This is a genomic window from Coriobacteriia bacterium (assembly GCA_030652115.1).
In the GTDB taxonomy this organism is placed as follows: domain Bacteria; phylum Actinomycetota; class Coriobacteriia; order Anaerosomatales; family Anaerosomataceae; genus UBA6100.
In genome coordinates, this window is sequence record JAUSBK010000013.1 from 33,089 (window position 1) to 57,681 (window position 24,593).

28 protein-coding genes and 1 tRNA gene are annotated in these 24,593 nt (G+C 66.7%); 23 read left to right on the forward strand and 6 right to left on the reverse strand.

Annotation, left to right across the window (positions count from 1 at the left end; translation table 11 throughout):
• The first annotated feature begins 88 nt into the window (after nucleotides 1-88).
• The 5 genes from Q7W51_10615 to rsmI all read left to right on the forward strand — a co-directional run bounded on the left by Q7W51_10615 (nucleotide 89) and on the right by rsmI (nucleotide 4,810).
• Complete coding sequence (locus Q7W51_10615; protein ID MDO8848824.1) at nucleotides 89-583, forward strand: hypothetical protein; 495 nt, start codon at nucleotides 89-91, stop codon at nucleotides 581-583.
• Between the two features lie 71 nt (nucleotides 584-654).
• Nucleotides 655-1,632 carry an ROK family protein gene (locus Q7W51_10620; protein ID MDO8848825.1) on the forward strand — a complete coding sequence of 326 codons (978 nt, stop codon included), beginning with the start codon at nucleotides 655-657 and terminating at the stop codon, nucleotides 1,630-1,632.
• A complete protein-coding gene (locus Q7W51_10625; protein ID MDO8848826.1) occupies nucleotides 1,629-2,735 on the forward strand; it encodes a DUF362 domain-containing protein in 1,107 nt (368 codons plus the stop codon). Before Q7W51_10620 ends, Q7W51_10625 begins: the two co-directional genes overlap by 4 nt.
• A gap of 34 nt (nucleotides 2,736-2,769) precedes the next feature.
• Nucleotides 2,770-3,981 carry a hypothetical protein gene (locus Q7W51_10630; GenBank protein ID MDO8848827.1) on the forward strand — a complete coding sequence of 404 codons (1,212 nt, stop codon included), beginning with the start codon at nucleotides 2,770-2,772 and terminating at the stop codon, nucleotides 3,979-3,981.
• A complete protein-coding gene (gene rsmI / locus Q7W51_10635) occupies nucleotides 3,974-4,810 on the forward strand; it encodes a 16S rRNA (cytidine(1402)-2'-O)-methyltransferase (protein ID MDO8848828.1) in 837 nt (278 codons plus the stop codon). Before Q7W51_10630 ends, rsmI begins: the two co-directional genes overlap by 8 nt.
• 18 nt (nucleotides 4,811-4,828) lie before the next feature.
• Here the strand turns inward: rsmI and Q7W51_10640 are convergent, their stop codons facing one another.
• The 3 genes from Q7W51_10640 to Q7W51_10650 all read right to left on the reverse strand — a co-directional run bounded on the left by Q7W51_10640 (nucleotide 4,829) and on the right by Q7W51_10650 (nucleotide 5,821).
• Nucleotides 4,829-5,095 carry a type II toxin-antitoxin system RelE/ParE family toxin gene (locus Q7W51_10640; GenBank protein ID MDO8848829.1) on the reverse strand — a complete coding sequence of 89 codons (267 nt, stop codon included), beginning with the start codon at nucleotides 5,093-5,095 and terminating at the stop codon, nucleotides 4,829-4,831.
• Nucleotides 5,096-5,098: 3 nt separating this feature from the next.
• Nucleotides 5,099-5,374 carry a type II toxin-antitoxin system Phd/YefM family antitoxin gene (locus Q7W51_10645; GenBank protein MDO8848830.1) on the reverse strand — a complete coding sequence of 92 codons (276 nt, stop codon included), beginning with the start codon at nucleotides 5,372-5,374 and terminating at the stop codon, nucleotides 5,099-5,101.
• Nucleotides 5,375-5,578: 204 nt separating this feature from the next.
• Nucleotides 5,579-5,821, reverse strand: a complete 243-nt coding sequence (locus tag Q7W51_10650) for an AbrB/MazE/SpoVT family DNA-binding domain-containing protein (GenBank protein MDO8848831.1) — start codon at nucleotides 5,819-5,821, stop codon at nucleotides 5,579-5,581.
• A 111-nt stretch (nucleotides 5,822-5,932) separates the two neighbouring features.
• Here Q7W51_10650 and metG point away from each other — a divergent pair, with 111 nt between their 5' ends.
• The 13 genes from metG (at nucleotide 5,933) to pth (ending at nucleotide 16,572) form a co-directional block, all read left to right on the forward strand.
• Nucleotides 5,933-7,492, forward strand: a complete 1,560-nt coding sequence (gene metG / locus Q7W51_10655; protein ID MDO8848832.1) for a methionine--tRNA ligase — start codon at nucleotides 5,933-5,935, stop codon at nucleotides 7,490-7,492.
• Nucleotides 7,493-7,515: 23 nt separating this feature from the next.
• Complete coding sequence (locus Q7W51_10660; protein ID MDO8848833.1) at nucleotides 7,516-8,367, forward strand: TatD family hydrolase; 852 nt, start codon at nucleotides 7,516-7,518, stop codon at nucleotides 8,365-8,367.
• A complete protein-coding gene (locus Q7W51_10665; GenBank protein ID MDO8848834.1) occupies nucleotides 8,364-8,963 on the forward strand; it encodes a flavodoxin family protein in 600 nt (199 codons plus the stop codon). Before Q7W51_10660 ends, Q7W51_10665 begins: the two co-directional genes overlap by 4 nt.
• A gap of 150 nt (nucleotides 8,964-9,113) precedes the next feature.
• The gene (locus Q7W51_10670) at nucleotides 9,114-10,181 is read left to right on the forward strand and encodes a 3D domain-containing protein (protein MDO8848835.1); all 1,068 of its coding nucleotides are present in this window, start codon (nucleotides 9,114-9,116) and stop codon (nucleotides 10,179-10,181) included.
• 11 nt (nucleotides 10,182-10,192) lie between these two features.
• Nucleotides 10,193-11,053 (forward strand): 16S rRNA (adenine(1518)-N(6)/adenine(1519)-N(6))-dimethyltransferase RsmA, encoded by an 861-nt coding sequence (gene rsmA, locus Q7W51_10675; protein ID MDO8848836.1) that lies wholly within the window; start codon nucleotides 10,193-10,195, stop codon nucleotides 11,051-11,053.
• A gap of 54 nt (nucleotides 11,054-11,107) precedes the next feature.
• Nucleotides 11,108-11,389: a Veg family protein gene (locus tag Q7W51_10680; protein ID MDO8848837.1), complete on the forward strand. Its 282-nt coding sequence runs from the start codon at nucleotides 11,108-11,110 to the stop codon at nucleotides 11,387-11,389.
• A gap of 83 nt (nucleotides 11,390-11,472) precedes the next feature.
• Nucleotides 11,473-12,345: a 4-(cytidine 5'-diphospho)-2-C-methyl-D-erythritol kinase gene (gene ispE, locus Q7W51_10685; GenBank protein ID MDO8848838.1), complete on the forward strand. Its 873-nt coding sequence runs from the start codon at nucleotides 11,473-11,475 to the stop codon at nucleotides 12,343-12,345.
• 77 nt (nucleotides 12,346-12,422) lie between these two features.
• Nucleotides 12,423-12,716 (forward strand): septation regulator SpoVG, encoded by a 294-nt coding sequence (gene spoVG, locus Q7W51_10690; GenBank protein MDO8848839.1) that lies wholly within the window; start codon nucleotides 12,423-12,425, stop codon nucleotides 12,714-12,716.
• 97 nt (nucleotides 12,717-12,813) lie between these two features.
• Nucleotides 12,814-12,888 (forward strand) — tRNA-Gln (locus Q7W51_10695).
• A 44-nt stretch (nucleotides 12,889-12,932) separates the two neighbouring features.
• Entirely contained in the window at nucleotides 12,933-14,318 is a 1,386-nt protein-coding gene (glmU, locus tag Q7W51_10700) for a bifunctional UDP-N-acetylglucosamine diphosphorylase/glucosamine-1-phosphate N-acetyltransferase GlmU (GenBank protein MDO8848840.1), read from the forward strand.
• Between the two features lie 18 nt (nucleotides 14,319-14,336).
• Nucleotides 14,337-15,299, forward strand: a complete 963-nt coding sequence (locus Q7W51_10705; GenBank protein ID MDO8848841.1) for a ribose-phosphate pyrophosphokinase — start codon at nucleotides 14,337-14,339, stop codon at nucleotides 15,297-15,299.
• 54 nt (nucleotides 15,300-15,353) lie between these two features.
• Nucleotides 15,354-15,995: a 50S ribosomal protein L25 gene (locus Q7W51_10710; GenBank protein MDO8848842.1), complete on the forward strand. Its 642-nt coding sequence runs from the start codon at nucleotides 15,354-15,356 to the stop codon at nucleotides 15,993-15,995.
• A 10-nt stretch (nucleotides 15,996-16,005) separates the two neighbouring features.
• Nucleotides 16,006-16,572: an aminoacyl-tRNA hydrolase gene (gene pth, locus Q7W51_10715; protein ID MDO8848843.1), complete on the forward strand. Its 567-nt coding sequence runs from the start codon at nucleotides 16,006-16,008 to the stop codon at nucleotides 16,570-16,572.
• Between the two features lie 189 nt (nucleotides 16,573-16,761).
• On the opposite strand, the gene Q7W51_10720 is transcribed toward pth, so the two are convergent.
• A complete protein-coding gene (locus Q7W51_10720; GenBank protein MDO8848844.1) occupies nucleotides 16,762-17,994 on the reverse strand; it encodes a peptidoglycan DD-metalloendopeptidase family protein in 1,233 nt (410 codons plus the stop codon).
• A gap of 150 nt (nucleotides 17,995-18,144) precedes the next feature.
• Between Q7W51_10720 and Q7W51_10725 the strand changes: the two genes are divergently transcribed.
• On the forward strand, nucleotides 18,145-18,534 hold the full coding sequence (locus Q7W51_10725) for a DUF4870 domain-containing protein (protein MDO8848845.1): 390 nt from the start codon (nucleotides 18,145-18,147) through the stop codon (nucleotides 18,532-18,534).
• On the opposite strand, the gene Q7W51_10730 is transcribed toward Q7W51_10725, so the two are convergent.
• Nucleotides 18,531-19,589, reverse strand: a complete 1,059-nt coding sequence (locus Q7W51_10730; protein MDO8848846.1) for an FAD:protein FMN transferase — start codon at nucleotides 19,587-19,589, stop codon at nucleotides 18,531-18,533. The genes Q7W51_10725 and Q7W51_10730 overlap by 4 nt on opposite strands.
• A 74-nt stretch (nucleotides 19,590-19,663) precedes the next feature.
• Here Q7W51_10730 and Q7W51_10735 point away from each other — a divergent pair, with 74 nt between their 5' ends.
• The 4 genes from Q7W51_10735 (at nucleotide 19,664) to Q7W51_10750 (ending at nucleotide 23,916) form a co-directional block, all read left to right on the forward strand.
• Nucleotides 19,664-20,503, forward strand: coding sequence for a sulfide/dihydroorotate dehydrogenase-like FAD/NAD-binding protein (locus Q7W51_10735; protein MDO8848847.1), 840 nt, complete (start codon nucleotides 19,664-19,666; stop codon nucleotides 20,501-20,503).
• Between the two features lie 71 nt (nucleotides 20,504-20,574).
• On the forward strand, nucleotides 20,575-21,948 hold the full coding sequence (gltA, locus tag Q7W51_10740; GenBank protein MDO8848848.1) for an NADPH-dependent glutamate synthase: 1,374 nt from the start codon (nucleotides 20,575-20,577) through the stop codon (nucleotides 21,946-21,948).
• Nucleotides 21,949-22,072: 124 nt separating this feature from the next.
• Entirely contained in the window at nucleotides 22,073-22,813 is a 741-nt protein-coding gene (locus Q7W51_10745; GenBank protein MDO8848849.1) for a LytTR family DNA-binding domain-containing protein, read from the forward strand.
• Entirely contained in the window at nucleotides 22,813-23,916 is a 1,104-nt protein-coding gene (locus tag Q7W51_10750; GenBank protein MDO8848850.1) for a hypothetical protein, read from the forward strand. Before Q7W51_10745 ends, Q7W51_10750 begins: the two co-directional genes overlap by 1 nt.
• A gap of 79 nt (nucleotides 23,917-23,995) precedes the next feature.
• Here the strand turns inward: Q7W51_10750 and Q7W51_10755 are convergent, their stop codons facing one another.
• The gene (locus Q7W51_10755) at nucleotides 23,996-24,463 is read right to left on the reverse strand and encodes a hypothetical protein (protein MDO8848851.1); all 468 of its coding nucleotides are present in this window, start codon (nucleotides 24,461-24,463) and stop codon (nucleotides 23,996-23,998) included.
• Nucleotides 24,464-24,593: the final 130 nt, after the last annotated feature.

Here is a 24,593-nt window from a genome sequence, read left to right on the forward strand (position 1 = left end):
TGCCGGACGGCTGCACACTAGAAGTGGAACGCCCATACTTCCTGCGTACCTATATCCTAATCGCTTCAGACGCAACCAGAAGGGTCTTGTGCCGATTCAAGACGAAAAGCGCTACCGGCGTCTGGTGGAAGACGAGCTGCGCGCCGCCGGATTTGCGGAGCCGCCGGTATCGATGCATGCGGTCGCCGCGCATCTCGGCGTGCCGATTCTCGAGCACGCGCTGCCGCTGTGGTTCACCGCGGCACTCATCTATGAGGACGGCCTGCCCGCGATCCTGCTGAACAGCATTCGGCCGCTCGCGATCAAGCGCGCGGGCCTCGGCCACCTGCTCGGGCACATCCTCGTCGTGATGGACACGCCGGGCGCGCACTACCCGCGTGATGGGGAGCCCGAGCATGGGGCCGCAGACTTCATCGCGGCGGAGTTCGAGACGCCCGAGTTCATGGTGCGCGATCAGGCGCAGAAGTGGTTCAACGACTACCGCTATCTGGCCGGACTCTTCGGCGTGACAGAGCTGCGCATGTTCGAGGCCATGCGCGATCTCGGCATCATCAAGAGCAAAGGCGTGATCTGGGAGTACTGACCGGTGGGTGTCAGCGCTCCTGGTATCATCGAGGCGCAGCTTGCGCGGGAACTGCGGTCGGGAGGTCTTCGGTGCGCACGTCGTATGCCATCGGTGTCGATGTGGGGGGTACGCGGATCGCCGCGGGCCTGATCGAACGCAAGGGTCGCAGCCTGAAAGAGGTTCGCGAGCTGACGCCCCGCGATGCTGGCCCGTTCGCCGTCGTGGACACGATCATCGAGCTCATCGAGGACGTCGCCACCACCGTGCATCCCGGCGAGATCGCCGGGATCGGTGTCGGGCTTCCCGCACAGATCGACTTCCTCAAGCAGACGGTCGAGTTCTGCACGAACCTGCCGCTCGCCGGCGTGGACATGCGCTCGCTGATCATGTCGCGCGTGAAGCACTCGGTCACCATCGATAACGACGGCAACTGCGCCGGCATCGGCGAGAGCCGCTTCGGCGCCGCCAAGGGCGTGCGCGACTTCGTGATGATCACCCTCGGCACGGGCGTGGGTGGCGCGCTCGTCCTCGATGGGGAGCCGTACCGCGGGTCGCGCGGGCTGGGCGGCGAACTGGGTCACATGGTCGTGCAGCTCGACGGGCCGCTGTGTCCGTGCGGCGGCAACGGTCACATCGAGTCGTACCTGGGCCGGCCGGCCATCGCCGCCAAGGGTCGAGAGGCAGCTGCCGAGTACAAGGGCACAGCGATCCGCGATGAGGCGGGCGGCGAGGCGAGTGCGGTGAGCGCCGAGAACGTGATCAACGCGGCGCTCAAGGGCGACGAGATAGCCCGCACCATTCTGCTCGACGCGGGCGAGGTCCTCGGGCAGGCGCTGGTGGGCATCGTGAACCTTCTCAATCCCCGGCTGATCGTTGTGGGCGGCGGCATCGGCGAGTCGTGTGGCTTCCTGGTCGAGCGCGCTGCCGAGGTCATCGGCGAGCACGCGCTCGCGGGACGGCGCGATGTTCGCGTCGTGCAGGCTGAGCTCGGCAACGACGCCGGCGTGCTCGGTGCGGCGGCTCTTGCGTTCGACGAGCACGACTCGAGGGAGGGACTACACCGGTGAGCGTCACCGTCTACCACGCCCCCATGCGCTCGCAGATGAAGCGCAGCATGGTCGGGCGGGCGGGCAGCTTGCTCGCGCGCGCCGGTCTGGCCGACGCGATCGCCCCAGACGACCTCGTGGCGGTGAAGCTGCACTTCGGCGAGCAAGGCAACACCGGTTTCGTCCACCCGATCTACCTTCGCGAGATCGTGAAGCGCATCCGCGAGGCGGGCGGCAAGCCCTTCCTCACCGACGCCAACACGCTCTATCGCGGTCAGCGTGCGAACGCCGTCGACCACCTCGCGTGCGCCATCCATAACGGCTTCTCGTACGCCACCGTGGAGGCGCCGCTCATCATCGCCGACGGCCTCGACGGCCGCGATGCGGTGGACGTTCCGGTGTCCGGCCGCCACTTCGACAGTGTGCGCATCGGCGCCGCGGCGGTTCATGCCGATGCGATGGTGGTCGTGACGCATGTGAAGGGCCATGAGGCCACCGGCTTCGGCGGGGCGCTCAAGAACGTGGGGATGGGGCTCGGCTGCCGTTCGGCCAAGCAGCGGATGCACGCCGACTTCAAGCCTGAGGTCACGGCGGCAACGTGCACCGCATGCGGGCGCTGCGTGAAGTGGTGCCCGGTGAGCGCGATCAGCATCGGGCCGGATCGGGTGGCCGAGGTAGACTATGCGATCTGCTACGGCTGCGGGGAGTGCGTGGCGGCGTGTCCGTACGGGGCGATCGCGACGCAGTGGAAGACCGACGCGTCAATGCTGCAGGAGAAGATCGTCGAGCACGTCGCCGGCGCGCTGGCGGGCAAGGACGGCAAGGTCGTGTACCTCTCGTTCGTGACCGCAGTCTCGCCCGACTGCGACTGCTGGAGCTTCTCGGACGCGCCGATCGTGCCCGACCTCGGCGTGCTCGCCTCCACCGACATCGTGGCGATCGAGCAAGCTGCCTACGACCTCGTCACGCAGGCCGCAGGTCTGGCCGGGTCGCTTGGTGAAGGCATGGGCAGCGGCGAGGACAAGTTCACGGCGATCACGGGTGTGGACGGCACGCGCGCCATCGCGTATGCCGAGGAGATGGGTTTGGGTACACGGCACTACGAGTTGGTGACGGTCGACTAGGCGGCTCGTGCCGCCGCCCGGACAGGAGCTCTCAGTGGACTACTTCGGGATCCTCAAGAAGGCGTGGAACATCACCTGGAAATACAAGATGCTCTGGGTGCTCGGCTTGTTCGCCGGCGCGGGATCAAGCGGCGGCAACAGCTCGACCAACAGCTACCAGCAGGGCAGCGGTGACGCCTCGAGCGCCAGCATGGATCAGTTCGGGCGGTGGGTGACCGACAACGTCGTGCTGGTGGCGATCATCTTTGGCGTGCTCGTGGTGATCGGCCTCGTGTTCTGGGTGCTCTCGATCGCCGCGCAGGGTGGCCTCATCCATGGCGCGAACGAGGCTGCTGAGGGTCGCACGCCGTCACTCCGCAACTGCTGGGGCGTCGGGTTCGGCAAGTGGGGTCGCACCTTCATGATCTACCTCATGACCGCACTCCCGATCATCGCCGTGGTGGCGGTCATGACGGTGCTCTTCATCGGCGTGATCGGTGGCGGCGCTGCTGCGGGCGATGAGGCGGCAGGTCTGGCCGCGGTCGGCGGCATCTGTCTCCTGCTCCCGCTCATGGGATTCATCATCCTGGTCCTCGGCGTCATCTTGAGCATTGTGATCCAGCTCGCACTTCGGTACGGGGTGCTGGACGACGTTACCTTCGGCCAGGCGATCAAGCGCGGCTGGAACGACCTGTGGGCCAAGCGAGGGGCGTTCGTCATGTTCCTCGTGATGATCCTCCCCGGCATCGCGTACGGCTTCGCCACGCTGATCGTGCTGATCCCATTCGCGCTCCCGGCGGTGGCGGCGTTCATGGCCGGGCAGTACATCATCGGCGTCGCGCTCTTCGTGCTGATGATCCTGGTGCTGATGGTGCCGGGTGCCATCTACGGTACGTTCGTTTCGAGCGCGTGGACGATCTTCTTCCGACAGATGACCGGTCGTGAGCCCAAGACGGCCTCCGTTCCTGCCACGCCGCCGTCCTATATCCCGCCGCCCGCTCCGTTCGCGGCGTCCGATGCGCCCGTGCCGCCGGCTGCGGAGGCCTCTGCCCCTGTCGCCGAGGCGCCCATCGTGGACGTCGAGCCCGCGCCCGTGACCACCTGGGCAGCGGATGCAGCACCCGAACCGATCGCCGCGGAAGCGCCGCCGCTCGTGGCGGCCCCCGAGCCGCCGTCTCCCTCGGCCGGCTTCGCGGTGCCCGAGAGCGCAGACGTTCCCGCCACCGAGGCCCCACCCGCTGACGAGGTGCCGCCTGCCGATGCCTGAGACCGCTGGCGTCTTGCTCGTGTGCGCCACGCCCATCGGCAATCTGGGCGATGTGACGTTGCGCGTGCTGGACGCCCTGCGGACGGCCGACATCATCCAGGCGGAGGACACGCGCGTCACGCGCAAGTTGCTTTCGCGCTATGAGATCCACACCCCGCTCGAGCCGTACCACGAGCACAACCGGGCGGTTCGCACGCCCGAGCTGGTGGCGCGCCTCGAGCGGGGTGAGCGCATCGCGCTCGTCTCGGACGCCGGCACTCCGGGCATCTCGGACCCTGGCGAGCATCTCGTTGACGCGTGCCTCGAGGCGGGCGTGCGCGTGGAGGTGCTGCCGGGCGCCTCGGCGATCGTGACCGCGCTCGTGGCAAGCGGGCTGCCCACGCATGCGTTCTACTTCGGCGGCTTCCTGCCGCGCAAGGCGGGGGAGCGCGGGAAGGCTCTTGCGGCACTCGCGACACTCGACGCCACCCTCGTCTTCTACGAGTCGCCGGGCCGCACGGCTGCCACACTCGCGTCGCTCGCCGAGGCGTTCGGTGGCCGCCAGGCCGCGCTCGCACGCGAGCTCACCAAGCTCCACGAGGAAGTCGCGCGTGCCGAGGTGGGGGAGCTGGCGAAGCGTTTCGCCGAGCGGGTGCTGAAAGGCGAAGTCGTGCTGCTGGTGGGGCCGCCGATTGCTCAGGAGCAGTTGACGCTCGATGAGGATGCGATCCGTGAGCGGCTCCAGGCGCTGCATGCCGAAGGTGTTTCCAGGCGCGACGCGGTACGGGAAGTCGCCTCGGAACTCGGCCTGCCCCGCAACGACGTGTACCGGGTGTCGCTCGGGGAGTAGCTCGGCCAGAGCGAGCGCCTACCGCCGCCGGTAGACGTCTGCCCGGTGATCGATGCGCACGACGTGCACAGCAGCGCCGTCCGCAATTCGATAGATCACCCGGTACGCGCCCCTACGAGCACTGAGGTAGCCCTCGAGCTCAAGGCTCAGGCGCTTACCCACACGCTCGGGATTCTCGAGCAGCGGCCCTGTGATGAATTCGACGACCGCTGCCGCGGCGAACTCGGGCAGTCTCGCCAGCGCTCGTTCGGCGGATGCAGCGAGTCGAAGCTCATAGGCCGACACGGCCTACTCCTTCGTGAGGTACTTCGCGCGGAGCTCGGCAGCGGTGAGGAACTCGCCTCGGCCGATCTCGCCTTCGGCAGCGCGGATGCCCTCCATAGCGCCGGGCGCGGACAGTATGCCCAGGGTCTCCTCGATGCTTTCGAGGTCGGCGGGGCTCACGATCACCGCGACGGGGCGGCCATGCCGGGTGATGACCACGCGCTCGTGCTGACTCTCGACGAGATCGACGATCTCGGAGAGGTGAGCTTTGACATCAGCAAGTGAGCGGGTCTCAGACATGACCAGAATTATAGTCACGCGCGGGCGGCAGTTCAAGCGCTTTCGCGGGGGCCCTGGTGCCACCTGGGAGCAATGCGAGGGTGCGGTCCGGGTGTCTTCTGCGGAGTCACTCCGCAGCCGGGGGAGGCGGTGAGGACGCATGCCGTCCGGACCGCCGAGGGCCCCCGGCGAGGACTACGCAGCAGGAGACACCCGGAGTGCGCCCTACTTCCGCTTGATCTCCGCGATGCACCCGGCGCACACCGGCCGGTCCTTGACCTTGCGCACGTCCTCTTCGCTGCCACAGATCACGCACGATTCGCGGTACTTCTCGAGGACGATCTTCTCGCCGTCGACCGATATCGAGATCGGGTCCTTCACGTGGATGCCGAGCGTGCGCCTGAGCTCCATCGGGATGACGATGCGGCCGAGGTCGTCCACGCGGCGGACGATGCCCGTGTCGTTCATGTGCTCATCTCCTCGGAAAGCGGCTGGTGCCGCATGGTGCGCTATCATGGCAACGCCGAAGCGTGCGCATCGCTTCCATAAATACCCATCCTGAAGACGAGGTAATCACCGGTGAGCAAGGCCCCGTTCTACGTCACCACTCCCATCTACTACGTGAACGCCGAACCGCACCTTGGCACGGCGTACACGACCATCGCAGCCGACGCCATCGCGCGGTACCGGCGCATGACCGGCAACGACGTGCGCTTCCTCACCGGTCTCGACGAGCACGGGCAGAAGATCGCGCAGGCTGCAGAAGAGCACGACATGGACCCCCAGGCGTGGGTGGACTCGATCGCACCCAAGTTCCAGGAAGCCTGGGCCATGCTCGGCATCACCTACGACGACTTCATCCGCACCACAGAAGAGCGTCACAAGCGCGGTGTGGCTGCGTTCTGGACGAAGCTTCACGACGAGGGTTGGCTCTACCAGGGCCACTACGAGGGCTGGTACTGCGTGCCCGACGAGACCTTCTGGACCGAGGAGCAACTCGAGGACGGCAAATGCCCGCAGTGCGGCCGCGACGTGCAGCAGATCCGCGAGGACAACTGGTTCTTCAAGCTCTCCGAATTCGGCGATCGGCTGCTCGAGTTCTACGCCGCCAATCCCGAGTTCGTGCAGCCCGACACACGCCGCAACGAGGTCGTCTCCTTCGTGACCGGCGGCCTCAAGGATCTCTCGATCTCGCGCACCAACTTCACCTGGGGTGTGCCGCTCCCGTTCGCCGATGGCCATGTCACCTACGTGTGGATCGACGCGCTGCTGAACTACATCACCGCACTCGGCTACGGGAGCGACGACCCTGCCGACGCGGAGCGCTTTGCGCGCTACTGGCCGGCCGACTACCACTTTGTGGGCAAGGACATCATCCGGTTCCACTGCGTGATCTGGCCGGCGATGCTCATGGCGGCCGGCATCGCGCCGCCCAAGAGCGTCTTCGCGCACGGATTCCTGCTCACCAAGGGCGAGAAGATGAGCAAGTCCAAAGGCAACGCGCAGACGCCGGCCTCACTCGTGGAGCGCTTCGGCGTGGACGCGTACCGCTACTACTTCCTGCGCGACGTGGCGTTCGGCCACGACGGGTCGATCTCGATGGAGGCGATGGTCCAGCGCTACAACGGTGACCTCGCCAACGACTGGGGCAACCTGTGTTCGCGCCTGTTCAACATGACCGAGAAGTACTTCGAGGGCCTCGCGCCAGCCGCACCCGACCTGGAGAACGAGACCGACGAGGACGAGACCATGCGTGCCATCGCCGGCTCGCTTCCCGAGACCTACGAGGACCACATGCGGCGCCTCGACTACTCGGCGGCGCTCGAGAGCGCCTGGGAGCTCATCAAGTACGCGAACCGCTACATCGAGAACGCCGCGCCGTGGACGCTCGCCAAGGAGGGCGACACCGCGCGCCTTGGTGCCGTGCTCTACAACGCGCTCGAGGCCGTGCGCATTGCCGCGCTCTTCACCGCGCCGGTGATGCCCAACACCTCGGCCGATGTGTGGCGCCGTCTCGGACTCGGCGACATCACGCGGGTCACCGACGTCCTTGCTGCTGCCGAGTGGGGCGGCCTGCCCGCGAGATCGCCCGTTACCAAGGGCGAGGCGCTGTTTCCGCGCATCTACCAGGACGAGTAGGCGCACCCGCGCCGGAGGGACGCATGGTCGAAACGCTGCCCACACTTCCGGACCTCGGCGTGCCGAGCGTGGACGCGCACGCGCATCTCGACATGCTCGAAGACCCCGTAGCCGCGCTCGTGCGGGCGGCCCAGGCCGGCATCGCGCTCGTGGCCACCGTTGTCGACCTCTCGGAGAGCCCCGAGACCACGCTGGACGGCCTCAGCGGCTGGCTCACCTCCGCGAGCGAGCTGCTGGCGCCTGAGGGACTCCAGACGCCCGAGGTGCGCCTGATCGCGGGCTGGCACCCGCACAACGCCAAGGAAGGCGACGAGGCGATGTTCACGCGCCTGCGCGAACTGGCGAGCGATTCGCGCGTAGGTGCCTTCGGCGAGCTGGGTCTCGACTTCCACTACGACCACTCGCCGCGCGACGACCAGCGCGCGTGGTTCCGGCGGCACCTCGAGCTTGCGCACGAAGTGGGCCTGCCCGTGGAGATCCACCTGCGCGAGGCGCACGACGAGGGGCTCGCGCTCCTCGCCGAGGTGGGCGCCCCGTCCGCCGGCTGCGTGATCCACTGTTTCACCGAGGGCCCGGAGCTCGCCGAGCGCTTCCTGGAGCTCGGCTGCTTCATCTCCTTCGCCGGCCCCGTGACCTTCAAGAAGGCCGACGCGCTCCGCGAGGCCGCACGTATCGTGCCGCTCACGCGGCTGCTCGTGGAGACCGACTGCCCGTTCCTCGCGCCCGACCCGTACCGTGGGCGTCGCAACGAGCCCGCATTCGCAGTGCTCAACGCGGCCGCCGTGGCTGCCGCCAAGGGCATCGAGCCCGCCGAGGTGGCCAACGCCGCCCTCGCCAACGCACGCGCGCTCTTCGCGCGGGAGCACCTGCGATGAGCCGCGCGCCGGTCGTCCTCGGCATAGCGGGCAGCCCCCGCCGCCACGGCAACAGCGACCGGCTGCTCGCCGCCGCGCTCGACGGTGCTCGCGAGGCGGGTGCCGAGGTCCGCACGCTTGTGGCTGCCGAGGCCGCGCTCAAGCACTGCCTCGGCTGCAACGCGTGTTCGCTCACGGGCGAGTGCATCCAGCACGACGGGGGACCGGCGGTCTACGAGGCGATCGACGCCGCTGATGCCATCATCGTTGCGAGCCCGGTCTACTTCGCGGGCGTGCCGGGGGTGCTCAAGGCGCTTCTCGATCGCATGCAGCCGTACTGGGCGCGCACGTACGTCCTCAAGCGACCGCGGCCGGAGCGACGGCCGGGTGCGATCCTGATCGCGCGTGGCGGCGGCGACCCGTACGGGGCCGAGCACGCCGAGGCCAGCGTGCGCAGCGTGCTTGCGGTGCTCGACATCGATGTTCTCGGTGTCGTGCGCGCTGTCGGTGTGGACGAACCGGGCGACGTCGAGGCCCATCCCGGGTCGATTGCGGAAGCCCGCTCGCTTGGCGCGCAGGTGGCGGTTGAGGCTGCGCGGCGCATCCGCCAGCGATAGCACCGTCCGTCCTCACATCGTCGGTGGGTCGTGGCCGGACAACGCCGCTCGTCGGTTTCAAGCGGCGTTCGCGTGGTCCGCGACCCCTCGTTGGGCTATACTTCGACGGTCGCACTCTGACACCGAACGGTAACCAGTCGAGAGGCTGCTATGCGTAAGCCGGTGCATCCGGCCCGCCACTTGAGGACCTCGCACATCGTCGTACTCGTCGTCGCAGCACTCGTCATACCACTCACCGTATCCGGACTCATGTGGGCCAAGAAGGGCGTGACAGTCGTCGTTGACGGCAAGACCGCCTATCACACCACCGAAGCCGAGACCGTCTCTGAGGTCCTCGAGGAGGTCGACATCGTCCTCGATGAGGGCGATATCGTGAGCCCGGTCCCGGAGACGCACGTGATCGACGGCACCGAGATCGTCGTTCGCCAGGCGGTTCCGGTGACGATCGAGTGCAACGGCGCCACGATCGAGGTGTCCGTCATCGGCTGCACGGTCGCCGACGCGCTTGTCACTGCGGGCATCGACCCGTCGATCGGCGTGCACGTCACACCTTCGGTGGAAGCCGAGCTCTCCGAGGACATGACGATCACCGCTACCGACGTCTTCACGCGCATCGTGCGCGAGGACGGCGAAATCCCGTGTGAGACGGTCATTGAAGAGGACCCGACGCTGCTTGCGGGCAAGACCCGCGTGGCGCAGGAGGGCGCTCCCGGTTCAGGCATCCGCGTGTGGGAGGTCCTCATGGTGGGTTCCGCCGAGACCACCCGCACCCTCAAGGCGGAGGAAGTCCTCGTGGCATCCGTGCCCAAAGTCATCAAGGTCGGCACGCGCGTGCCGACCGCGCGTGGGAGCACGTATCTGCGCCCTGGCGCCGATCCCAAGGCCGGGGCCCCTGCATCCGGGACTACGCTCGAAGTGACCGCCACCGCGTACACGCCGTGGGATGCCGGCTGCGGCGGCATCAACGTGATCGAGCGCAAGCTCAAGTCGTACAAGATCCCCGAGAACTGGGGCATCGTGGCCGTCGATCCCTCGGTCATCCCGCTCGGCACAAAGCTCTACGTGCCCGGCTACGGCTACGCGATTGCGGCCGACACCGGAGGCGCCATCAAGGGCGCCAAGATCGACGTCTGCTACTGGACCGGTGGCGAGACGCCAGCCCGGTCCGCCTCGCGCATATGGGGCCGCCGCTCGGTGACCATCACGATCGTCGAGTAGTCCAGGCCGACATGCCTCACTCCCGCCTGGCCAGTCCCTCGGCTACCATCGGCGTGCTCAAGCGCCACGGGCTCTACACCCGCAAGTCGCTCGGGCAGCACTTTCTCATCGACGACAACATCGTGGGGCGCATCATCGAGTCCGCTGCAATCGAGCCGGGCGAGCCTGTGCTCGAGATCGGACCAGGGATCGGCACGCTCACCGATGCGCTATTGACGGCTGGTGCCAACGTTGTGGCGGTCGAGTACGACACCCGGCTGGTGCCCGTGCTGGCCGAGTTGGAGGCGCACTCCGGCTCGCTCTCGGTCGTGCATGCCGATGCCGTGACGGTGCCCACCAACCGGCTTGTGACGCCCGCAGGAGCAGTCCGGGCGCTTGTGGCGAACCTCCCGTACGCCGTCGCGGCCACGGTCGTGTTGCGGTTCTTGGAGGAGCTGCCCGCGCTCGAGCGTGCGGTCGTGATGGTTCAGGCAGAGGTCGCCGAGCGCATGGCGGCCGACCCGGGGAGCAAGTCGTACGGCGCCTACACCGTCAAGCTCGCACTCCGAGCCACCGCCGGCGCGCGATTCACCGTGCCCCGCTCGTGTTTTCTGCCGCCGCCGCGCGTGGACTCCGCGGTCATCCGGCTCGATCGTGCCGAGCGAGGACTACCTGTGAGACTCCTCACGTCGGCGGCGCGGGCCGCAGATGCCGCGTTCACGCAGCGTCGCAAGACGCTCCGCAACTCGCTGGCAGCGGGTCTTGGCCTCGCGGTGTCAGAGGCGTCGGCCATGCTCGAAGAGGCGGGAATCGACGGCTCGCTGCGTGCCGAGAATCTTGAGGTCGAACAGTACATCGAGCTCGGGAGAGTGCTGCAAAGCCGCAGCTCATAGTTTGTAATCCAGGTCCATTTTCTGTATACTAACGCTCTTCGAGGAGGATGATGCATGGACACCATGAATCAAGTTCAGGTCGTCGGGCGTATTCGTTCCGATCTCGAGTCCATGATGGGCTCGCGCATGAAGCTCAAGGCGAATATGGGTCGCTCGAAGGTCCTGGAGCGGGAAGGCGTTCTCGAGCAGACGCACCCGAGCCTGTTCGTTCTCAAGATTGATGAGAAGCGTGGCCGCACTACACGCGTGTCCTACAGCTATGTGGATATCCTCACCGGAACGGTGGAATTGACCCACTGCGAGACGGGCGAGTGTATCTTCCCGTGGCTCAACTAGCCGAAAGCCGGCACTGACACGTAACACCGCACGCGGGGCCCTGTGCCCCGCGTGTCGCATATCTCGGGGGGTCCACGACATCCATGGCACTTCGCATCGCCGCTCCGGCCAAGATCAACCTGCACCTCGCCGTCGGTCAGCTCGCGCCGGACGGCTATCACCCCGTAGACACGGTGCTCCAGACGCTTGCGTTCGGCGACACGGTTTCCATCACGCTCGGGGGCACGGGTTTCACATGCACGCCGGACCTGGGCCTGGCGGCTGACGAGAATCTCGCGTGGCGCGCGGCCCGTGCGATGGCCGAGGAGTTCGGCCACCCGCTCGACATGGCGATCGCGGTCGAAAAGCGGGTGCCTGCGGGCGCCGGGCTCGGCGGCGCGAGCGCGGATGCTGCTGCTGTCCTCGTCGGGCTGGCGACACTATGGGGCGCTGAGGCTGGGGATCGCAGGCTCGTCGACATCGCCCGCTCGCTGGGTGCGGATGTGCCGTTCTTCCTCGAGGGCGGCGCGGCGCTCTTCACCGGACGCGGTGACGTGCTCGCCCGTCGCCTCCGCGCACTCGAGGCCCCCATCGTGCTCGTCAAGCCTGATACAGGCGTGCCCACGGGCGCTGCGTACGCGGCGTTCGACGCGCTCGGCATTACGGCCCCGGTGTCGGCTGATTCGCTCATCGAGGCGCTCGAAGCGGATGACGTTCGAGGCGCGGCGAGCCTTCTCTACAACGCGATGACGCCCGCGTCCGTGGGTCTGGTGCCTGACGTCGCCGAAGCGCTCGCGCACGTTGCTGGCAGCGCCGGCGTCTTCGGAGCGGCGATGGCTGGCAGCGGCTCGGCCGTCTTCGGCATCTGCGCAAGCACCGCCTCGGCCGAGGACTGCGCTGCCGCAGCACGCGCCGCGGGGCTGTGGGCTGTCTCCACCCGCACTCAGCCGGAGGGCTGCGTGGTTGAAGCATTCTGAATGGCCTTGCTGGCAGGGAAGCCTGCTCTTCTGTCGAACAACGGGACAATGGGGCAGTGCAAAGCATGGGGGCATGCATGGACATAACAAAGGTCACTCTCCGTCCGGTCGCGATGAACAAGGTCTGCGCGATCGCGAGCATCGTCATCGATGACGTGTTCGTGATCCATGACCTGCGCGTGGTGAACGGTGACAAGGGCCTCTTCGTGGCGATGCCGTCTCGCAAGTTGCCGAGCGGCGAGTTCCGCGATATCTGCCATCCCATCAATTCCGACGCGCGGCAGCAGATCCAGGACGCCGTGCTCACCGAGTTCGAGTCCGAGGGTGGGATCGGCGCGTTCGAGGCCGCGGCCGCCGCACTCGCGGTATAGGGCACAGCCACCTTCCAGACGCCCGGGGGACCCGTGCCCCTGTGGTATACTCCCTGCGCTCGTGAAGCGACGCTTGAAGGTCGTTTCACCGGGGCGTTGGGGCGTAGCCAAGCGGCAAGGCAGCGGACTTTGGATCCGCCATCCGTAGGTTCGAATCCTACCGCCCCAGCCACTGCAATCAGACGGGAACCACGTCCGTACGACGAAGGGATTCCGATGAGCACGACTGCCCTCATTCTCGCTGCGGGCGAGGGCACTCGCATGAAGTCCGCACTCCCGAAGGTGGCGCACGAGGTGCTTGGCGTGCCTATGGTGCGCCACGTTGTGGATGCGGTTCGCGCGGCTGGCGTGGAGCGCGTCGCGGTGGTGACCGGGCACGGAGCCGAGGTCGTCGAGTCGCTGCTGTCCGGCGCCGGCGTTGAGTTCGTGCGCCAGGACGTCCAGCACGGGACGGGACACGCGGTCCTGTGCGCCGAGCCGCTGCTGGGCGCCACCGAGGGCTCGCTCCTCGTGCTGGCGGGCGACTGTCCGCTCTTCACGCCCGAGACGCTCGCGGTGCTCATCGCCGAGCGCGAACGTGCCGGTGCCGCAGCTGTTGTGCTCACGACGCGTCTGGCGGATCCGTCAGGATACGGACGCATCATTCGCGGCGGTCTGGGCGGCGTCACTCGCATCGTCGAGGACCGCGACCTCACGCCTGAGCAGCGCGCCATCACGGAGATCAACACGAGCACCTACTGCTTCGACGCGCAGTCGCTCTTCGGCCACCTGCGGCAGCTCGAGAGCAGCAACGCGCAGGGCGAGTACTACCTCACGGACATGATCGCTGTGCTTCGCGCCGAGGGGCTGGAGGTCGCGGCTGTCGAAGCACCGGAAGCGACCGAGACGCTGGGCATCAACACACGCGTGCAGCTTGCCGAGGCAGGCCGGGTGCTCCAGCACCGTATCAACGAGCGGCACATGCTTGCGGGCGTGACGATGACCGATCCCGATCTCGTGTGGATCGGGCCACGCGTGCGGCTTGGCCGAGACGTGATGATCGAGCCGATGACGCGCCTGATGGGCGAGACGGTCATCGGCGACGGGTGCGTCCTCGGCCCGGATGCGCGAATCGCCGATTCGACCATTGGCGCATGCTGCACCATCGACTCCTCGATCGTGCTCGGTTGCACGCTCGGTGACCGCGTGAGCGTCGGTCCGCGTGCCTACCTGCGGCCGGGCACCGTGATGGCCGATGACTCGAAGGCCGGCACCAGCGTCGAGATCAAGAACTCGCGCATCGGCGAGGGCTCCAAAGTCCCGCATCTGTCCTACATCGGCGATGCCGAGGTAGGCCGTGGGGTCAACATCGGTGCGGGTACGATAACCTGTAACTACGACGGCGCGAACAAGCACCGGACCGTGATCGGCGATGGCGCCTTCATCGGTTCGGACACCATGCTGGTGGCGCCTGTGGAAATCGGGGAGGGCGCGTTCACGGGCGCGGGCAGCGCCATCGCGCACGACGTACCGGCCCGCGCGCTGGCTGTGGAGCGTACGGAGCAGCGCACGATCGAGGAGTGGATGGCGCGCAAGCGCGAGAGCACGCAGGGCGACGGGTAAGGAGCGGCGGGCACGATGATCTCCACATCAGGCAAGCGCATGGCGGTCTTTTCCGGTACGCACAACCACGAGTTGTCGGAGGATATCGCCCGGCATCTCGGCGTCGAGCTGGGGAACATCAAGATCTCCAAGTTCGCCAACGGCGAGATCTACGTGCGTTATCTCGAGAGCGTGCGCGGCGCGGATATCTTCCTGGTGCAGTCGATGTGTCAGCCGGTGAACGCCGCGCTCATGGAGCTGCTCATCATGATCGATGCAGCCAAGCGCGCGAGTGCCCGCTGCATCACCGCGGTCATCCCGCACTACGCCTACGCCCGTCAGGACAAGAAGTCGGCTGCGCGCGAGCCCATCACGGCGAAGCTGGTCGCCGACCTGCTCACCGTTGCGGGGGCCGAGCGCGTGATCGCGATGGACCTGCACCAGGGGCAGATCCAGGGCTTCTTCAACCAGCCGGTGAACCACCTGACCGCGCTACCGATCCTCGCCGACTACTTCGAAGCGCTGAACCTCGACGACCTCGTGGTCGTTTCGCCAGACGTCGGCCGGGTGAAGGCCGCCAAGAAGATGGCCGACATGCTCGGTGCGGGCCTCGCAATCCTGCACAAGGGACGCCCCGAGCACAACATCGCCGAGATCACGCACGTCATCGGCGAGGTGGCCGGCAAGAATTGCATCGTGGCCGACGACATGATCGACACCGCCGGCTCGGTGACCGAAGGCGCCAAGGCGCTTATCCAGAAGGGGGCCGCCAGGGTCTGGGTCACCGCGACCCACGGTCTGTTCTCGCCGCCGGCCTTCGAGCGGATCGAGACGGCGCCGATCGAAGAGGTCGTCATCACCAATACGTTGCCCATTCCGGAGGACCGGCTCCACGGCAAGATCCGCGTGCTGTCGGTCGCACCGTTGTTCGCCCGCGCCATCCAGAACGTGTACAACGACGACTCGGTCTCCGAGCTGTTCGATCCTGATTTCCAGCTCTAAGAGAGCGCCCGGGTAGCGTGTCCACGCCGCCCGCAACCACGGAGGGAGCACCACATGACAAACGAGGTCAAACTAAGCGCCAAGGTCCGTGAGGCTACGGGCAAGACGAGCCACAAGATGGCCGCTGAAGGTCTCATCCCGGCGGTAGTTTACGGGCCCAAGGTCGAGGCGAAGTCGCTTTCGGTCGACCGTCGCGATTTCGAGCACCTGATGCACTACGCTTCGGTGGGCTCCACGCTCGTGGACCTCACCATCGAAGGCGAGGACAAGGTGCTCGACGTCATCATCAAGGAAGTGCGTCACGAGGAGATCAAGGGCGCGGTCCAGCACATCGACTTCTGGGCCGTCGACATGGGTCACACGCTGCAGACCACGGTCGCTATCGACTTCATCGGAAGCGCCGAAGGCGAGCGCGCCGGTGGCGTGGTCATGCATTCACTCCGCGAGCTGAAGATCGAGGCGCGCCCGAAGGACCTGCCCGAGCACGTCGAGGTCGATGTCTCGCCGCTCAACATCGGCGACTCCTTCACGGTGGCCGACCTGGTTGCGCCCAAGGGCGTCACGCTGCTTGACGAGCCTGAGACGGTCATCGCGTCGTGCATGCCGCCGGCGGTTGAGGAAGAGGTCGTTGCCGAGGTTGAAGAGATGGTCGAGGTGCCCGAGGTGGGCAAGGAGTCCGAGGAAGCCGAGGAGTAGACCGCACCCCATGACACGCATCGTGGTGGGGCTCGGAAACCCGGGCGCCGAGTACGTTAACACGCGACATAACGCAGGGTTCATGGTGGTCGATCTGCTGGCCGAGAACCTGCGCGTCAGTTACTGGAAGGACGAGGCCGGCGCCAAAGTCGGCCTCGTCCGTCTTGGCGCAGACGACCTCGTGCTCGTGAAGCCGCAGACGTACATGAACCTCTCGGGCAAGGCTATCGCCAAACTCGCTGCAGCCTACGAGGTCGATCCTGCGGACATCATCATCGTGCATGACGACCTCGATCTCCCCGAGGAGTCGGTGCGGGTCAAGCGCGGGGGCGGCCACGGCGGGCACAACGGACTTCGCTCGCTTTCCGAGTCGCTCGGCACGGGCGACTTCCCGCGGGTGCGCATCGGCATCGGCAGGCCGCCCGGTCGGCAGGATCCGGCCGACTACGTCCTCGAGCCGATGAGTAGGCCGGTGGCCGAACGCCTGGCCGACATGATTCCTCACGCCGCACAGGCCGTGCTGCACGTGCTCGAGCACGGCGTCGATTCGGCCATGCAGGAGTACAACGCGGGATAGGTTCCGCCGCCCTGAGAGGGAATGTCGTTGATCCGGGTCCTGCCCTGGTTGCTGTGTTTGGGTGAGGCGGGGACCTAAGCGGAGTCACTCCACAGCAGGGGGAGGCGGCGAGGAGGCATGTCCTCCGAGGCGCCGAGGGCCCCCTGCGAGGACTACGAAGCGTGGTTCACGCCTCACCCAAAGCGACGACTACTTGAGGTAGGGCATCGGATCGACGGGGGTGCCGTTGATCCTCACTTCGAAGTGCAGGTGCGGCCCGGTGGAGAGTCCCGTGCTGCCGACCTTGCCGATCGCATCTCGGCGCTCGACGGTCTGGCCCTGGCTCACCTTGAGGCTGCCGCTCTGCATGTGTGCGTAGAGCGTGGCCACGCCATTGCCGTGGTCGATGATGATGCAGTTGCCATAGCCGCCCCGGTAGCCCGCATAGATGACCTTGCCATCCGCGGAGGCGACGATCGTGGCGCCGTTTATGTCCTTACCCACGGCTCGTCCACCGATGTCGATGCCGGTGTGGAGTCTCGTGTAGCCGAGGATCGGGTGCACGCGGTAGCCGAACGCCGACCCACCGGTGGGCGTCTGCTCGAAGCCGGGTACGGGGAAGGTCATGATGCCCGCGAAGTAGCCCGACCCGCTACCGTACAGCTCGCTCGCGATCTTCGCCGACTCGGCCTCTTCGGCTTCGGCCATGGCACGCAGCCGCGTGGCGTTCGCTTCGTTCTCGGCGACGAGCGCTTCCTTCTGGTCCTGTGCGGCCTTCTGCTGGCTCACCTTGGACTGCCACTGCGACCGCAGCGTGACCACACGGTTCTGCTCGGCCTCGGCCTCGGCGCGCTTGGCGTCCACGTCGAGCATCACGCGCTCGATCTCCGCCTTGCTCTTCTCGATCGAGATGCGGGTCTTGCGAAGCGTTTCAGCGAGGTCGCTGTTGGACTGCATGACCCGCTGCACCATGGCGGTTCGGGTGAGCAGGTCCTCGATCGTACGCGACTCGAGCAGCAGCTCGAAGTACAGGAAGTCGGAGTTCTTGTACGTGGTCGTGACGCGGTCGGCGAGCAGTGCCTGCTGGCGCTCGTACTCGGCCTGTGTCGCCTCGATCTGCAACTGCTTGGCATCCACCTGTGCGCGCAGCGCGTCCACCTCGGCCTGCAGCCGGGTGGTGCGGTCGGTGGCGATGGCGACGTCGTCGGCGAGGGCATCCACTTCGCCCTGGAGAGACGCGATGGTGGTGTCCAACGCGGCAGCCTCTGCAGCGAGGCGCTCCGCTTCGCTCTGGGCGGCTTCCGCTGCGGCCCGGGCGTCGCGTGCAGCCTTCTCGTGGGCGCGCAGTTCAGCCTCGGTCGCGGCGTTCGCGAAGGGCACCGAGACGAACGTTAGGATGAGGGCGAGCGAAAGTGCGGCTCTGAGGGCGCGAGTACGACGCATGGTATGTATCCTCCGGACGGTCTAGGGAAGCAGGTATTCAATCCCGCCGGAAGGCGCTCCATGTGCGATGTTACCAGCGCAGCAGGGTATACTGCAAACGAAGCCTGGCGTTGGCGCCGGGCGATGTCCGCAACGAGGAGGGGTTAACACATGAGCGATGACTTCCAGAGCACGCCTCCCGCACCGACCACGCCGCCCGTGGCACCAGCAGGGCCAGCGACCGGAGGGGATGCGCCCGACAGCACAGGGAAGTTGCTTGCGACGCTAAGCTACCTGTTCTTCCTCTGGCCCATTCCGGGCATCATTGCCCTTGTGATTGAGCCCCAGAAGAACGACAAGTGGGTGCGGACTCACGCAATCCAGAGCCTTGCGCTTGGTCTGGTCATTCAGGTACTCACGTGGGTGCTCAGTTTCATACTCATCGGTTTCGTGATCTATGTAGCCGGCGTGATCTATGGGATCGTCCTCGCACTCAAGGCGAACAAGGGTGAGTCCTTCGAGATTCCGCTGGTCACCAACCTCGTGAAGCAGTACATCTAGGGCTCAGGGTCGCGCTTCTCATCGACCTTGAGACTCGAGTCATCGGGGGCGGGCACCACGAGTGCCCGCCCCTCGGTGTCTACCGCGTAGAGCGCCGCGCCGTGATCGGTGGCCCACTCCTGGGCCTCGTCGGGTCCCATCACGAACAGCGCGGTCGAGAGGATGTCGGTGTGTACGCCCGCGAGGGTCGCGCTGGCTACGGTGAGCGAGCGGAGTCCTTCGGCCGGTCTGCCGGTCGAGGGGTGCAGGATGTGATGGTAGCGTCGGCCATCGGCTTCGAAGTACCGCTGGTAGTCACCCGAGGTGGAAAGCGCGCCGTCGCCCTCGAACGTGAACGTCGCGACGATCTCGTCCGGGTCGCGTGGGTCCTCGATGCCGATCACCCACGCGCCGCCATCGGGCTTTTCGCCGAAGGTGACCGTGCTGCTACCGGAGCTGATGAGCGCCGCCGTGACGGCGCCGCTCGCCTTGAGCGCTTCGCGCGCCCGGTCCATCGCGAGGCCCTTGGCGGCACCTCCGAGGTCGACGCCTGGTGCGAGCGCTCCGCCTGCGTCGAGGCGGGCATCAGGGTTGTCGCCGCGCATGAACTCCGCCGTGCCGTCGGGGTTGCGTCTGAAGGTGTTGGCGGCCGCTACGGCCAGAACGAGGTCGTCTGCGTCGGGGACGTGCGGCGAGCCCTCGAAGTCGTAGAGCCGCTCGACGCCGAGCAGCGATGGTGAGAAGTCAGCGCCCACGCCGAGAACGATGACCTCGTTGAGTATCGCGTTCGCCTCGGCGGGCAGCACCGTCTGCGTGTACGGGTTCGCATTGAACTGCGAGATAACCGAGGCGGCGTCGTACGCGTCAAGCTGCGCCTCGACGGCGGCCATCGCCACGTAGGCATCCTCGATGGCGGCGGTCACCGCCTCCTCATCCTCGCCGTACGCCGTGACCGTGACGACCGTGCCCAGCGCCTCACGGCTCACCACGACCGGATCGTCGCCTCCGCAGCCGGTCATCACCGAGAGCATTCCGAGCAGCACCAGGACCGTCCCCAACGCGCGAGTGCGCTTCATTGCCTGACCTCCGGTGGCGGGTATACTTGTCCGCACGTGTACGCCGCCACTGAGTGTAGCAAGCCGGAGGACCGATGTTTCCCATCGTGCACACACGTCAGCTTTCCGATGCCGTTTTCGAGATGGGCGTGACTGCACCGGCAATCGCCGCCAAGGCGCGCGCGGGGCAGTTCCTCATCTTGCGCGTGGCCGAGGGCGGGGAGCGCATTCCGCTCACGTTCTCCGACTGGTCCGCCGAAGAAGGCTGGATCCGTTTCATCTTCATGCGCGTGGGCAAGACGACCCACGCACTCTCGCACCTGGGGGCGGGCGATTCGCTCGCCGACGTGGTGGGTCCGCTCGGCGTGCCGACGCACGTGGACGGCGTGGGGCGCGTTGCTGTCATCGGGGGCGGCGTGGGCGCCGCGGTGGCGTACCCGGTTGCCCGCGCGATGTGCGATGCCGGTGCCGAGGTCACGGTGATCCTGGGTGCGCGCAACGCTGATCTGCTCATTCTCGAGGACGAGTTCCGGGCACTGCCCCTGAAGGATCTCGTCATCACCACCGACGATGGCTCGGCGGGCCGCAAGGACCTCGTGACGGCGCCGCTCAAGGAGCTCTGCGCGGCAGGCGCACTCGATCACGCGATGGCGATAGGCCCGGCGATCATGATGAAGTTCTGCGCGGCCACCACACGCGAGTTCGCTGTGCCCATGACCGTCTCCCTCAACCCGATCATGGTCGACGGCACGGGCATGTGCGGCGCGTGCCGCGTCACGGTTGGTGGAGAGACGAAGTTCGGCTGCGTCGATGGTCCCGACTTCGACGGCCACCTCGTGGACTTCGAGGAGCTGATGAGCCGCCAGCGGGTCTACAACGATCTGGAGCGCGAAGCCGACGCCGAGTACTCAAGGCAGTGCTCATGCCACTCCTAGACGACACGACCGGAGCAGAGGGCGCGGCGGAACAGCCGCGTCGCAAGCCGTCGCGGGCACCGCGCACGTCGATGCCCGAGCGCGGGCCCTCCGAGCGCGCACGCGACTTCAAGGAAGTCACGCTCGGCTACACCGAGGAGATGGCGCGCGGTGAGGCCGAGCGCTGCCTGCAGTGCAAGGTGCCGACGTGCATCGAGGGCTGCCCGGTCAACATCGACATCAAGTCGTTCATCGGCCGGATGATCGAGGGCGACTACCCCGCTGCGGTCTCCGTGCTCAAGGAGCGCAATGCGCTGCCTGCCGTCTGCGGGCGCGTGTGCCCCCAGGAGGAGCAGTGCGAGGCGCGCTGCGTGCTTGGCAAGAAGGGCGAGGCGGTGGCCATCGGCCGCCTGGAGCGCTGGCTTGGCGACTACGACCTCACCTGCGAGCTCGACCACCGCTGCGTCCCCGAGGTTGGGGCGCCGAGCGGCAAGCGCGTGGCGGTCGTGGGCTCCGGCCCCGCCGGGCTTGCGTGCGCCGGTGAGCTTCGACGCTTCGGGCACGCGGTCACCGTCCTCGAGTCTCTCCACGCCACCGGCGGCGTGCTCACCTACGGCATCCCCGAGTTCCGACTGCCCAAGCACATCGTGCAGGCTGAGGTGGGGTTGCTCGAGGAGATGGGCGTGGAGATCCGCTGCAATGTAGTCGTGGGTGCCACGTACACACTCGACGAGCTCATGACCGCCGAAGGGTACGATGCGATCTTCGTCGGCAACGGCGCTGGCCTGCCCGTCTTCATGAACATCGCGGGTGAGAACCTGAACGGCGTCTACTCGGCAAACGAGTTCCTCACGCGGGTGAACCTCATGCGCGCCTACGAGTTTCCGAAAGCCGACACGCCCGTCATGCGCGGCCGCAAGGTGGCCGTCGTGGGTGGCGGCAACGTGGCGATGGACTCGGCACGCACCGCCAAGCGCCTCGGCGCCGAGGAGGTCTTCCTCGTGTACCGGCGCACCGAGGATGAGATGCCGGCGCGCAAGGAAGAGGTCCACCATGCGCGCGAGGAGGGCGTGGAGTTCAAGATGCTGTGCTCTCCCGAGGAGATCCTCGGAAACGAGGGCTGGGTCACCGGCCTCACCGCCACGCGGATGGAGCTTGGCGAACCGGATGCGAGCGGACGCCGCGCGCCGGTCTGCGTGATGGACTCGTCGTTCGTCATCGACTGCGACACGGTGATCATGGCGATCGGCACGCGCGCGAACCCGCTGCTCACAGCCACGACGCCCGACCTCGAGGTCACGAAACGCGGCTACATCGTGGCCGACGAGAACGGCGCTACGTCGAAACCGGGCGTCTTCGCCGGCGGCGACATCGTCACGGGTTCAGCCACCGTGATCCTTGCGATGGGGGCTGGCAAGCGTGCCGCTCGCGCCATAGACGAATGGCTCTCGAGAGACGCCGAGTAGTTCCGCACGAGCCGAATAGCCCGACGAGCGGCATCTGCGCTACAATCCGAGCGTAGGGCTGACCGTTCGGCAGATTACCTGACGAACGGCACACGCCGTGGCTTGAGGGCATTCGGAGGTAGCCGTGTCCGATCCCATCAGGGTGCTTGTGGTCGATGACGACGAGTCCATCGTCGATATGATCCGCATGGGGCTCGAGGCCGAGGGCATGAAGGTCACCTCGGCATCAGACGGCGCCGAGGCGCTCGATGCGCTCCACGCCAGCCCCACCGACGTCGTTCTGCTCGACATCATGATGCCGCGCGTGGACGGCTGGATGGCGCTCATGGAGATCCGCAACGATCCCGCGACCGCCGACATCCCCGTCATCATGCTGACCGCCAAGACGCAGGACCTCGCGCGCATCCTCGCGTTCAAGCAGGGCGTGCAGCAGTACGTGACCAAGCCGTTCAATCTCATGGAGATGGTAGCGCGGATCCAGAGCCTCATGCGCGGACGCCCGCGCGCCGGGGCTGTCACGGCCGCCGAAGGCGACTTCCGCAAACTCGCCGTGCGCAAGGGCGGCCGGACCGTGCTGCTCGATCTCGAAGAAGTCGTCTATATCTCGGCGAAGAACAAGTCCACGTACGTGCACACGTACGAGAACCAGTACCTGGTCGACCTCACGCTCTCGGAGCTGGAGGAGCGGCTTTCCGCCGACGCATTCCGGCGCCTTCACCGCAGTTACATGATCAACCTCAACAAGGTGAAGGAGATCGTCCGTGCCGAGGGGGCGTACATGGTGGTCGTGGCCGATCGCGACGAAACCCAGGTGCCCGTGGCGCGCCGCCAGGTGAAATCGTTCCGCGAGGCGGTGGGGATCTAGTGATACGCACACGGCGGGTCGCGGCGGTCCTCGCGCTCGCGATCTTGCTCGCCGCGCTGCCCGGGGCGGCGCATGCGGAGCGGACGATCGCATTGTCGTCGGGAACGTTCGCGTTCACGGTGGACGCCGGCGGCAACGGCGAGGGTGAGGTCATCGTCGGCAACGATGGCGACGAGCCGATGAAGGCGCTTGTCTATGTGAGCGATGTCGAGATCGACGCGGCGGGGGAGCAGACCTTCACGACGCCTCAGCGCGAGGGCGCGAGTCTGATGTCGACCCCGGCCTCGTGGTTCCGCGTCTACATGCCGGCGGACAGCAAAGCGGTGGGCAACACGCCGTATCTTGAGATGGAGCCCGGCGAGAACATCCCTATCAAGTTCGAGTTCACGCCGCCTGCCGGCACCGCCCCGGGCGATCACAACGTGGTGATCTTCTTCGAGATGTTCGAGTTCGCCAATGAGACTGAAGGCTCGGCGGCCGTCATCTCCGGTCGTCTCGGGGCGCGCATCGCGCTTCGGGTGAACGGCACGATCATCGAGAAGGTCACAGTCAAGCCGTTCGAGGTGCCCAAGTTCGTGATCGGAAGGACAGTGCCGTACCAGTTCACCCTCAACAATGAAGGCAACGTCAACGAGACCGTGCTCACGATGGTGAGCCTGCTCGACAGCAGCGAGGCAACGCTCACGGCCTCACAGGTAGCCACCGATACCGCCGTGTTTGCGCAGACGGGCAGACAGTACACGGGTGAGCTCGTGTCGCCGACGGCAAGTTTGGGCCCGCACACGGTCTGGGTGAACACCATCTTCCTGGAGGATGGGGCGACGGTACCGACCGAAGTAGTCGAGAAGCGCACCGTCTGGCTCGTGCCGCTGTGGGCCGTGGTCCTGGTCGCATTCCTGGTGGTCTACTCATTGGGATACCTGGTGTATCGATCCGTGAGGCGGAAGCGTGAACGTCGGGCAGCCAGGGCGGCCCGACACAAGTCGCATCGCGAACGCGAGGCCGAGGCCGAGGAACGGCGGCAGCGTCGCGAGGCGCGGGCGCAGGAGACGGCCGGGCCGACACGAGGCCTCGAGGACTCGCGCGCAGAATCGACCGAGTAGGCGCACCGTGTCGCGAACATGAAGAAGGGAAGAAGGACCCCGCGCGATGCGCGGGGTCCTTCTGTGCGTTGTGCTGCGACTAGTCCTGCGTCACGGTGTAGGTGACGGTCGCGGTGTAGTCTCCCGGGTCGGTGGTCCAGGGCACGTTCACCGTGTACGTGTCGGTATACGTGTTGGCGCCCTTGGCGCCCGAGGCCGGGAAGCCCGCCCGCGATAGTCCCATCAGGGCATCCTGGCCGGCCACTGAGGTGGACGAGGTCCAGCTCTTGTTGGACTGAACCGTTACATCCACGTCCTCGGTGACCGCGGCGGCACCCGGATAGACGTCACCGAACGCGGCCGTCTGCGAGCCGTCCGGGGTGTCGACCGTCAGCGTGAGCTTCGACTTGACGCTCGCCGTGACCTGGACAGGACTTGCGCCGTTCGTTGCCTCGAGATCGCCATCACCGTTCACGGCGCCGGGGTACGGTACGGCGTCCGCGAACGCGGCTCCCACGACACCAAGCACCATGATCGCTGCCAGTGCCAGTACAACTGCCTTCTTCATTGCTTGACCTCCTCTTTGTCCAACGTGCGTGCCATCATGACTGCAGGTTCGATGCCACTATGATGAGCGGTACAAGCGCGCCTTGACGGCCCCTGCGCGTCCGCCGCAGCTCTCCCGCGCTTTCTTCATC

What these genes read in the sequence shown, in the direction of transcription:
- rsmI (MDO8848828.1), top strand. Translation starts at nt 3,974, where the DNA reads ATGCCTGAGACCGCTGGCGTCTTGCTCGTGTGCGCCACGCCCATCGGC.
- Q7W51_10720 (MDO8848844.1), bottom strand. Translation starts at nt 17,994, where the DNA reads ATGCGTCGTACTCGCGCCCTCAGAGCCGCACTTTCGCTCGCCCTCATC.
- Q7W51_10665 (MDO8848834.1), top strand. Translation starts at nt 8,364, where the DNA reads ATGAGCCGCGCGCCGGTCGTCCTCGGCATAGCGGGCAGCCCCCGCCGC.
- Q7W51_10650 (MDO8848831.1), bottom strand. Translation starts at nt 5,821, where the DNA reads ATGAACGACACGGGCATCGTCCGCCGCGTGGACGACCTCGGCCGCATC.
- gltA (MDO8848848.1), top strand. Translation starts at nt 20,575, where the DNA reads ATGCCCGAGCGCGGGCCCTCCGAGCGCGCACGCGACTTCAAGGAAGTC.
- spoVG (MDO8848839.1), top strand. Translation starts at nt 12,423, where the DNA reads ATGGACATAACAAAGGTCACTCTCCGTCCGGTCGCGATGAACAAGGTC.
- Q7W51_10710 (MDO8848842.1), top strand. Translation starts at nt 15,354, where the DNA reads ATGACAAACGAGGTCAAACTAAGCGCCAAGGTCCGTGAGGCTACGGGC.
- ispE (MDO8848838.1), top strand. Translation starts at nt 11,473, where the DNA reads ATGGCACTTCGCATCGCCGCTCCGGCCAAGATCAACCTGCACCTCGCC.
- pth (MDO8848843.1), top strand. Translation starts at nt 16,006, where the DNA reads ATGACACGCATCGTGGTGGGGCTCGGAAACCCGGGCGCCGAGTACGTT.
- Q7W51_10645 (MDO8848830.1), bottom strand. Translation starts at nt 5,374, where the DNA reads ATGTCTGAGACCCGCTCACTTGCTGATGTCAAAGCTCACCTCTCCGAG.
- Q7W51_10660 (MDO8848833.1), top strand. Translation starts at nt 7,516, where the DNA reads ATGGTCGAAACGCTGCCCACACTTCCGGACCTCGGCGTGCCGAGCGTG.
- Q7W51_10735 (MDO8848847.1), top strand. Translation starts at nt 19,664, where the DNA reads ATGTTTCCCATCGTGCACACACGTCAGCTTTCCGATGCCGTTTTCGAG.
- glmU (MDO8848840.1), top strand. Translation starts at nt 12,933, where the DNA reads ATGAGCACGACTGCCCTCATTCTCGCTGCGGGCGAGGGCACTCGCATG.
- Q7W51_10670 (MDO8848835.1), top strand. Translation starts at nt 9,114, where the DNA reads ATGCGTAAGCCGGTGCATCCGGCCCGCCACTTGAGGACCTCGCACATC.
- rsmA (MDO8848836.1), top strand. Translation starts at nt 10,193, where the DNA reads ATGCCTCACTCCCGCCTGGCCAGTCCCTCGGCTACCATCGGCGTGCTC.
- Q7W51_10680 (MDO8848837.1), top strand. Translation starts at nt 11,108, where the DNA reads ATGGACACCATGAATCAAGTTCAGGTCGTCGGGCGTATTCGTTCCGAT.
- Q7W51_10725 (MDO8848845.1), top strand. Translation starts at nt 18,145, where the DNA reads ATGAGCGATGACTTCCAGAGCACGCCTCCCGCACCGACCACGCCGCCC.
- Q7W51_10730 (MDO8848846.1), bottom strand. Translation starts at nt 19,589, where the DNA reads ATGAAGCGCACTCGCGCGTTGGGGACGGTCCTGGTGCTGCTCGGAATG.
- Q7W51_10755 (MDO8848851.1), bottom strand. Translation starts at nt 24,463, where the DNA reads ATGAAGAAGGCAGTTGTACTGGCACTGGCAGCGATCATGGTGCTTGGT.